The sequence below is a fragment of the Xanthobacter sp. BG11Y11_SDJG genome (genome assembly GCF_057364445.1).
Genome location: NZ_JBNFNU010000178.1, coordinates 1 through 8,308, shown reverse-complemented (window position 1 = coordinate 8,308; position 8,308 = coordinate 1). Strand labels below are relative to the sequence as shown.

The window sequence follows — 8,308 nt, the reverse complement described above, 5'->3', positions numbered from 1 at the left end:
GCCCAGATCGTCGGCGAGGCGCGGACCCAGGAGCTCGGCCACCACAGCGTCGGCCACCACGAACGGGGCGGGCGCCGAGCGCGGCGACGCGCGGGCCGAGATCGGCGAGAGCGCCGGGCCCCTGCACATAGAGGGAGGGTCCGCCGAAGGCGCGCAAGGTCATGATGGTCTCCCTCAGCCCTTCACGCGCGCGCGCGAGGCCCTGGATGAAATACTGGCTGAGCAGCGCGAAGGCGCCGAACAGCGGCAGCGCGATGAGGGTGGAGCCAGCCATGATCTCGCCCCAGCGCAGGTCGAACGAGCCGATCATGGAGGCGAGCCCCACCGGCACGGTCTTGTTGGCGTCCGAGCCGATCATGATGAGGGCGAAGGTGTAGTCGGTCCACGACAGGAGGAACGAGAAGATCGCCACCGTGATGAGCCCCGGCAGCGAGAGCGGCAGCACCACCCGCAGGAAGGCGCCAAGCCGGGTGCAGCCGTCCACCATGGCGGCCTCCTCCAGCTCGAACGGCATCGACTTGAAGAAGCCCCACAGGAACCACACGCCGAGCGGCAGGGTGAGCGTCAGGTGCGAGACGATGACGCTCAGAAGCGTGTCGCCGAGGCCCATGCGCGCGAACACCGTGAACATGGGGATGGCGATCAGCAGCGGCGGGAACATGTAGGCATAGAGCATCGCCCCGACGATCAGCTTCTTGCCCGGCACACGGTGGCGCGTGACCGCATAGGCGATCATCACCGAGAGCACCATGGTGACCGCCACCGTCACCGCCGCGACGATCACCGAGTTCAGGAACTGGGCGGGATAGTCGGTCAGCTCCAAGAGGTTCCAGTAATATTCCCAGGTCACCGCACCGGGCACCAAGGAGGTGCTGGAGATCAGCTCCTGCGGCGGTCGCACGGAGGAGATCACCATCCAGTAGATCGGGAAGGCGGAATAGACCGAGATCACGAGCGCGGCCGCATAGAGGGCGAGGCGCGAGGCGAGCGAGCGGGGGGCGAGCGCGGACGACATGGGCTCACTCCGTATCGAGGGGGAACAGGCGGAAATAGATGAACACCGCCACCGAGAGGATGAGGAACGAGATGGTGGCGATGGCCGCGCCGCCGCCGATATCGAACAGCGAGAAGGCGGTCTTGTAGGAGAGGATGGCGAGATGCTCGGTCGCCCCCACGGGGCCGCCCTGGGTGAGCAGCCAGATCACGTCGAACTTGTTGAACATCCACACCGCGCGCAGCAGCACGATGACGGTGAGGATCGGCTTCAGCATCGGCAAAGTGATGTGGAAGAAGCGCTGCACCGCATTGGTGCCGTCCACCTTCGCCGCCTCGTAGAGCGAGGCCGGCACGGTCTGGAGCGCGGCGAGGAAGGTGGTGGTGACGAACGGCGTCCACATCCACACGCTCACCAGGATCACCGAGGTCATGGCCGCGGCCGGGCTCTCGAACCAGCTCACCGGCGGCAGGCCGAGCGCGGCGATAACCGCGGTGAGCACGCCGATGGAGCCGTCCACCATCCACTTGAAGGTGAGCACCACCACCACGGTGGGCAAAAGATAGGGCAGGATCGAGAGGCCGCGCACGATGTTGCGGAAGGGGAAGACCTGGTTCAGCACCAGAGCGAAGCCGATGCCCAGCCCCACCTGCAGCACGATGGTGCCGAGCGAATAGACGAAGCCGTTAATGAGCGCGCGCCAGAAGGTCCAGTCCGAGAGCACGCGGGCATAATTGTCGAGCCCCGCCCATTGCGGCGTGCCGACGAAGCTGTCCATCCGGTAGAAGCTCAGCGAGATGGCATAGGCCACCGGCGCCACGATCAAAAGCAGCGTCGCGGCAAGACCGATGCCTAGGAAGGAATAGATGGTGGCGCGTGAGCTCAAGGCGATGTCCTTGGGATGCGTTTGCGTCGATGCTTCAGCGTAAGAGATTGATCCTCCACGCCGTCATGCCCCGGTTTATCCGGGGCATCCACCAGACCGCCGCCCTGCCGCCGCAGCCCAATCGCCGGCCCGGCCGCAGGGTGGATCCCCCGGACAAGCCGGGGGATGACGGGTGCGCGCCTGGCACCGTTACGCGATCACCTGGCGCATGCGGTCCGCCGCCACCTTCACGCACTCGGCGGAGGCCATGCCCTTCAGGCACTTGTTCTGCAGCATCTCCGGGAACACGAAGGCCTCGAAGATCTTGCCCGGCTTGAGGTTGGGCGCCGGGCCCTGGGTGTCGATGGAGGTGAGGATGATGTTCTTGTCGGTCAGGAACCGCCGCATCTCCTCCACCGCCGCATTGTGCTTCTCGATCAGGGGGTGCGCGCGCCAGCGGGCATCGTCATAGACGTCGAGCCGCGGCGGCTGGAAGTGCAGCGGGGCGGTGTGGAGGAAGTTGATGAACTGGTTTTCGGTGAACCAGCGCATGAACTTCATGGCCTCGTCCGACTGCGGCGTCTTCAGCACCACCCAGCCGTCATAGCCGTGGTTCACGGCCTGGTGCTTCCCGGTGGAATCCATGTAGGGCATGATGCCGTACTGGTCGGCGAGCTTCGGGTTGTTGCGCTCCAGGCCCTCGATCAGGCGGCCCGCATAAGCGGTGTGCGCCACCTTGTCGGAGGTGAAGTTCGACAGCACCTCGCCGAAGCTCGCCTGGCTCGCGCCCGACGGCATGGTCTTGTACAGCTCGCCGAAGAAGTCGAGATAGGCGGCGACCTTGGGGCCGATCTCGGCGCTGTCGAACACGATGTTCCACTTGTCGTCGAAGATCTTGGCGCCCTCGGCCCACATGAAGCCAGGCGAGAGCCAGTTGGCGGCGCCGTTCGAGCCGATGGGATAGAGCGCGCCGGACCGGCCGTCGCCGTTCAGCGTCTGGGCGTTCTTGAGGAACTGCGCCCAGGTCTTCGGCACCTCAAGCTTGTTCTTTTCGTACAGATCCTTGCGGTAGTAGATCCAGGCGAGGTTGTAGTCGTAGGGATACCAATAGACCTTCCCATCGATGGGAAGAGGATGTTCGGTCCCCACTTGTACTTGTCGGTCAGCTCGTTGAGCGGCACCAGGTGCCCCTCGCTGGCGAGGATCAGCACGTGGCCGACGAAGGCGAAGGTGGCGATGTCGTAGGGCGTGCCGCCGCGCAGCGAGGTCGTCACCTTGGTGAACGCCCCGTCGAGCGGCACGGAATCGATCACCACCTTGGTGCCGAACTGCTTCTCGTATTCGGCCGCCGCCACCTTCAGCGCGCGGATGCTGTCGATGGAGGTCTCCGTATTGAGGAAGCGGATGGTCTTGGTGCCCTGGGCATGCACCGCGGGCGCGGCAAGGCCCCCCGCCATCACGCCGCCGGCGAGCGCGCCGGCGGCCTTCAGCACCGAGCGGCGGCTGAGGCCGCGCTTGTGGTCCGTCTCGTCCATGTGTCGATCCTCCCTTATGTATTTGTTCTGACGTCTACTCTTCCATTTCACCTTCAGGCCGCCGGTCGCGCGCCGGCGCCGCGCTCCCGGGTTCGATGCGCATGCCGGTCTTGGCGTTGAACACGTGCATGCGCTCAGGTGCGAGCGAGACCGGCACCACCGATCCGGCGCGCACCGCGTCCGTGCGCTCCACCAGCACGCGCATGCGCGTGCCGCCGATGCGGCCGATGAGGAGCGTCTGCGCGCCCAATTGCTCGATCACGCTCACCTCCAGCGCCAGCGCGCCGGGCGCCGCGCCGGCCGGCATGTGCTCAGGCCGCACGCCGACCACCAGCGCGGTGCCCTCGCTCGCGGCGATCCCCGGCGGCAGATCGAGCGCGAGGCCGTCGGCAACGAACCGCCCGCTTTCGGCGCGCCCTTCCACGAGGTTCATCTCGGGGGCGCCGATGAAGCCGGCGACGAAGAGGTTTTGCGGCCGGTCATAGACCTCCAGCGGGCGGCCCACCTGCTGGACATGGCCGTCGCGCATGATGACGATGCGGTCGGCGAGCGTCATCGCCTCCACCTGGTCGTGGGTCACATAGACCATGGAGGTGCCCACCTCCTGGTGCAGCCGCGCAATCTCCTCGCGCATGCGCACGCGCAGCTTGGCGTCGAGGTTGGAGAGCGGCTCGTCGAGCAGGAACACCTCGGGCTCGCGCACCAAAGCGCGGCCGAGCGCCACGCGCTGCATCTGGCCGCCGGAGAGCTGCTTGGGCTTGCGCTCCAGATACGGGTCGAGGCCGAGCATGGCGGAGGCCGCCTTCACCCGGCGGTCGATCTCGCCTTTGTCCATCTTGCGCATGCGCAAGCCGAAGGCGAGGTTCTCGTAGATCGTCTTGTGCGGGTAGAGCGCGTAGTTCTGGAACACCATGGCAATGTTCCGGTCCTTGGGCTCGAGGCGCGTCACGTCGCGCGCGCCGATCTCGATCGTGCCGGAGGTGATCTCCTCCAGCCCGGCGATCATGCGCAGCGTGGTGGACTTGCCGCAGCCGGACGGCCCCAGGAAGACGACGAATTCGCCGTCCCGGATGTGGAGATCCACCCCATGGACCGCCACGACGGAGCCGTAGGCCTTGCGGACCTTGTTCAGTGTGACCTGAGCCATCTTCTCCTGCCGTGCTCCCTGCCGCTTCCTCAGCGGCCGCGGACGAAATCGTGGATGCGGTGGTTGATGGGCGCGAGCGCCTTCTGCGTGTCGGCATAGATCGGGTGGCCGCGCGCATAGAGCGCCGCCCGGTCGGGATCGGGCGCGGTGCGCCAGACGATGTCGATGGCGCCGACCGCCGCGCGCGCGTCTGGATAGACGCCGACGCCCACCCCGGCGATCAGGGCCGCGCCGAACGAGGCCTCCGCCACCGCCGGCAGTTCCACCTCGACGTTCAGCACGTCGGCCACGATCTGCCGCCACAGCGCGCTCTTCGCCCCACCGCCGGTGAGGCGCGCGGTGGAGAAGGTGAGCCCCTTGGCATTCAGCGCCAGCATGCAGTCCTTGAGCGAATAGGCGATGCCCTCATAGAGCGCGCGCACGAAGTGGCCGGGGCCGTGGTTGAAGCCCATGCCCACATAATCGGCGCGCAGCAGCGGGTCCCAGTGGGGCGAGCGCTCGCCGTTGAGATAGGGGTGGAAGAACAGCCCCTCCGACCCCGGCGCCACGGCGGCGGCGGCGGCGTCCATGGCGGAGAACACGGCCGAACCGTCCTCGCCGTCGCGGCGGAAGAAGGTGTCGCGCAGCCATTTGTGCGCCGAGGCGCAGGAATTGGTGGCGGCGATGACGTACCAGTGGTCCGGCACCACATGGGATAGTTGATGACGGTGAAGTCGGGGTGCGGCGCGGTCGTGAGCACACTCACGGTGGCGGCGGTGGCGAGCTTCACCACGCCGAGGCCCTCGCCGATCATGCCGGCGCCGTAGGTCTCCGCGGCCGTGTCGGAAGTACCGCATACCACCGGCGTGCCTTCCTTTAGCCCGGTCGCCCGCGCCGCTTCGGCAGTGACGCCGCCGACCACGGCGGTGGTGGGGACGATGGGCGGCAGAGTCTCCATCGGCCAGCCGATCATGCCGCACAATTCCCGCGACCAGCCGCCGGTGGTGACGTCCGCCATGAGGGTGCCGACCGCGTCGATGAAGTCGGTCTCGAAGGTGCCCGTGAGGCGCGCGCGCAGCCAGTCCTTGGCGACATAGAGCCGCCTGACCCGGGCGAAGGCTTCAGGCTCGTGGCGTGCGAGCCAGAGCATCTGCGGCAGGGTCCAGGTGGGGTTGGCGCGGTTGGCGCCGATCTCAAGGATGCGCGCGTCCGCCGTCTCGCGCAGGACCGCGGTCTCCGCCCCCGCGCGTTGGTCGTTCCACAGGATTGCGGGGCGGATGACGCGCCCGTCCTTGTCCTCCAGCACCTGCGTGTGGGCGCCGGCGGAGAGAGACGACGGCGACCCGCGCGGCGTCGCCGCCGGCCTGCGCGAGCGCACGGGGAGCGTCTCGCACATGGCGCGCCACCAGTCGGCGGGGTCCTGCTCGCTCCAGCCGGGATGGGGCGCGGAGGTCGCGACCGGCGCCGACGCCTCGCCCGCCAGCGTCCCGTCGATGCGGATGATGCTGGTCTTCAGCGCGCCGGCGCCGAGGTCGATGCCGATGAGGAGGTCGGCTCTCACGATGGGCGCCTCCCGCCTCGGCCTGTCGGCTGCGTCATCTCACACCTCTCCCCGGCGCAGGTCCACCGCGCCAGCGGCGCCGCGCAGGCCGAGCTTGCCGGGATTCATGAGGTTGTCGGGGTCGAGCGCGTCCTTGATCTTCTGGATCACGCCAAGGCCCGCGCCCAGCTCCTTCTCGATCCAGGGATTGCGGAACAGGCCGACGCCATGATGGTGGGCGATGGAGCCGCCGTGCTCCAACGTGAGCGACTGCAGCGCCTCCCAGAGCCTGGAATGCAGCGCCAGCGCCTCGGCCTCGTCCATGGGCGGCAGGCGGATGGTCATGTACTGGCACGCGCCCTCGGGATAGACGTGCGACCAGTGGGCGCCGAAATGGATCTTCGGATAGATCGCCCGCACCGCCGCGCTCATGGCGGCGTACATGCCGGGGATGGCGGACCAGTTGCCGGTCACCTCCACCGTGTCGTTGTAATAGCCCGCCGCCTGCCACTTCTGGGAATAGGCCACATAGCGGTTTTCCTTCCAGTGGCGGAAGGGACCATCGGGGGCCACCTCGCCGCCGACGCTGGCGACGATGTCGAGCGCCGCGGCCTGCTCCGCGCCCAGCACCGGCTCGGCGCCGGAGAACACCAGGATGGCGAGGATGGGCTTGGCCTTGAACGGGTCGAGCCCCTCGGTGCGCTCGCGGCTCTCCGCTTCGTCGTAGATGCGCACCACGGTGGGGCGCAGCTCCGCCTGCATGATGCGCCGCGCCGCCTCCCAGGCCGCCTCCAGCGAGGGCAGTGCCACCACCACGCCGCGCTCCTCGGCCGGCAGGCGCCACAGGCGTAGCGTCAGCTCGGTGATGATGCCGAAGGCCCCTTCCCCGCCCACCAGAAGGTCGCGGACGGAGGGGCCGACCGAGCGCCGCGCCACGGGGCGGATCTCCAGCGGCGTGCCGTCCGGCAGCACCGCCTTGAGGCCGATGACGATGTCCTCGATCTTGCCGTAGCGGCTGGAGGCCTGGCCGCCGCCGCGGCAGGCGGCCCAGCCGCCCACGGTGGAGATCTCGATCGATTGCGGCAGGTGGCCGGTGGTGAAGCCTTCCGCGTTGAGCGCATTCTCGAATTGGATGCCGTTCATGCCCGCCTGGACCGTGACCATGGCGTCCTGCGGGTTGATGGACACAATCCGATCGAGGCGCCGCAGGTCCACCATCACTTCGCGGTGCAGCGGGATGGCGCCGCCGAGCACGCCGGACCCGTTGCCGAACGGGATCAGCTCCACCTTGCGCGCATTCGCCAGCTTGACGATGGCCGCCACCTCGGCGTCCGAACCCGGCCGCACCACGAGGCGCGGCACCACGCCGGTGAGCTTGCCGAAGCGCTCGCGGAAGTTCGCGAACGGCAGCCGGTCATGGGCATAAGCGCGCCGCGCGTCGAACTCGCTCAGGACGTTGGGGTCACCGACGATGGCCGCGAGCGCGGCGGCAAGGTCGGCATCCACTTCGTCGGAGGTCTTGGCGGCGGCGATGGTCAGGCCGGTCATGGGCACCTCTTGCAGGAAGAGGCGCGCGACCATGGCCCCGCGCTGCGGGAACCGATGGTGGCGTGCTCCCTCGTTCTTCTTGAGCAATCGTTTGTTCAAAGCTGTCAGACCCCGCGGGAGCCGTCAAGCGGGAATGTTGGGAGGCGGCGCGGGACGCGAACGGCGGGGCCTTCGCCCGGCAAGGACTCCCCGCTGCCTCCGGTGCGCAAGGCATCCGCGCGCCCGAACCTGGCGCCCTCTCCCTCAGGGAGAGGGTTCTCCACCAAACAAGCGGCGCGGGAGGTGGATATGGCAGCCAGAAGCCAGCCGCTGCGTCCTACACCGGCGCCGGCCCCGTCGAGGCGCGGGGGATGAGATCGCCGGGCGGCAGCGGCGGCACCGGGTCGGGGTGCTCTCCCGCCAGGCGGCGCACCAGGAGCGAGACGGCGACGCGGCCCATCTCCTCGGTGGGCATCATCACCGTGGTGAGGCTGGGATAGAGCAGGCTGGCCACCGGCGCGTCATGCAGCCCGGCGACCGAGATGTCCTGCGGGATGCGCCAGCCGCCGCGTGCAGCACCGACATGGCGCCGGCGGCGGAGACCAGGGTGGCCGCCAGCACCGCCGTGGGCCGCTGCGGCAAAAGCTCCGCCATGGCGCGGGCACCGCCCTCGGCAGTGTAGCCGGCGGTCGCCACCAGCGCCGGGTCGAAGGCGATGCCC

General features: G+C 68.5%; 8 protein-coding genes and 2 pseudogenes. All 10 read right to left on the bottom strand.

Features of this window, described 5'->3' with window-relative positions:
• Positions 1-1,015: carbohydrate ABC transporter permease (locus AC2W7M_RS14765; RefSeq protein WP_486133009.1), on the bottom strand; the 1,015-nt coding region annotated here is incomplete at its 3' end.
• Between the two features lie 4 nt (positions 1,016-1,019).
• Positions 1,020-1,880, bottom strand: coding sequence for a carbohydrate ABC transporter permease (locus AC2W7M_RS14760; protein ID WP_486133008.1), 861 nt, complete (start codon positions 1,878-1,880; stop codon positions 1,020-1,022).
• A 189-nt stretch (positions 1,881-2,069) separates the two neighbouring features.
• Positions 2,070-2,936 carry an ABC transporter substrate-binding protein gene (locus tag AC2W7M_RS14755; protein WP_486133010.1) on the bottom strand — a complete coding sequence of 289 codons (867 nt, stop codon included), beginning with the start codon at positions 2,934-2,936 and terminating at the stop codon, positions 2,070-2,072.
• A complete protein-coding gene (locus AC2W7M_RS14750) occupies positions 2,849-3,394 on the bottom strand; it encodes an extracellular solute-binding protein (RefSeq protein WP_486133007.1) in 546 nt (181 codons plus the stop codon). Before AC2W7M_RS14750 ends, AC2W7M_RS14755 begins: the two co-directional genes overlap by 88 nt.
• 34 nt (positions 3,395-3,428) lie before the next feature.
• The gene (locus AC2W7M_RS14745) at positions 3,429-4,541 is read right to left on the bottom strand and encodes an ABC transporter ATP-binding protein (protein WP_486133006.1); all 1,113 of its coding nucleotides are present in this window, start codon (positions 4,539-4,541) and stop codon (positions 3,429-3,431) included.
• A gap of 29 nt (positions 4,542-4,570) precedes the next feature.
• Positions 4,571-5,377, bottom strand: coding sequence for an FGGY-family carbohydrate kinase (locus tag AC2W7M_RS14740; protein ID WP_486133005.1), 807 nt, complete (start codon positions 5,375-5,377; stop codon positions 4,571-4,573).
• 35 nt (positions 5,378-5,412) lie between these two features.
• Positions 5,413-6,081 (bottom strand): annotated as a pseudogene (locus AC2W7M_RS14735) (FGGY family carbohydrate kinase); the annotation flags it as partial.
• A 39-nt stretch (positions 6,082-6,120) separates the two neighbouring features.
• A complete protein-coding gene (locus AC2W7M_RS14730) occupies positions 6,121-7,641 on the bottom strand; it encodes an FAD-binding oxidoreductase (protein ID WP_486133004.1) in 1,521 nt (506 codons plus the stop codon).
• A 283-nt stretch (positions 7,642-7,924) separates the two neighbouring features.
• The gene (locus AC2W7M_RS14725; RefSeq protein WP_486133003.1) at positions 7,925-8,101 is read right to left on the bottom strand and encodes a substrate-binding domain-containing protein; all 177 of its coding nucleotides are present in this window, start codon (positions 8,099-8,101) and stop codon (positions 7,925-7,927) included.
• A pseudogene (locus AC2W7M_RS14720) lies at positions 8,065-8,308 on the bottom strand (hypothetical protein); the annotation flags it as partial. The pseudogene AC2W7M_RS14720 and the gene AC2W7M_RS14725, both read right to left, overlap by 37 nt.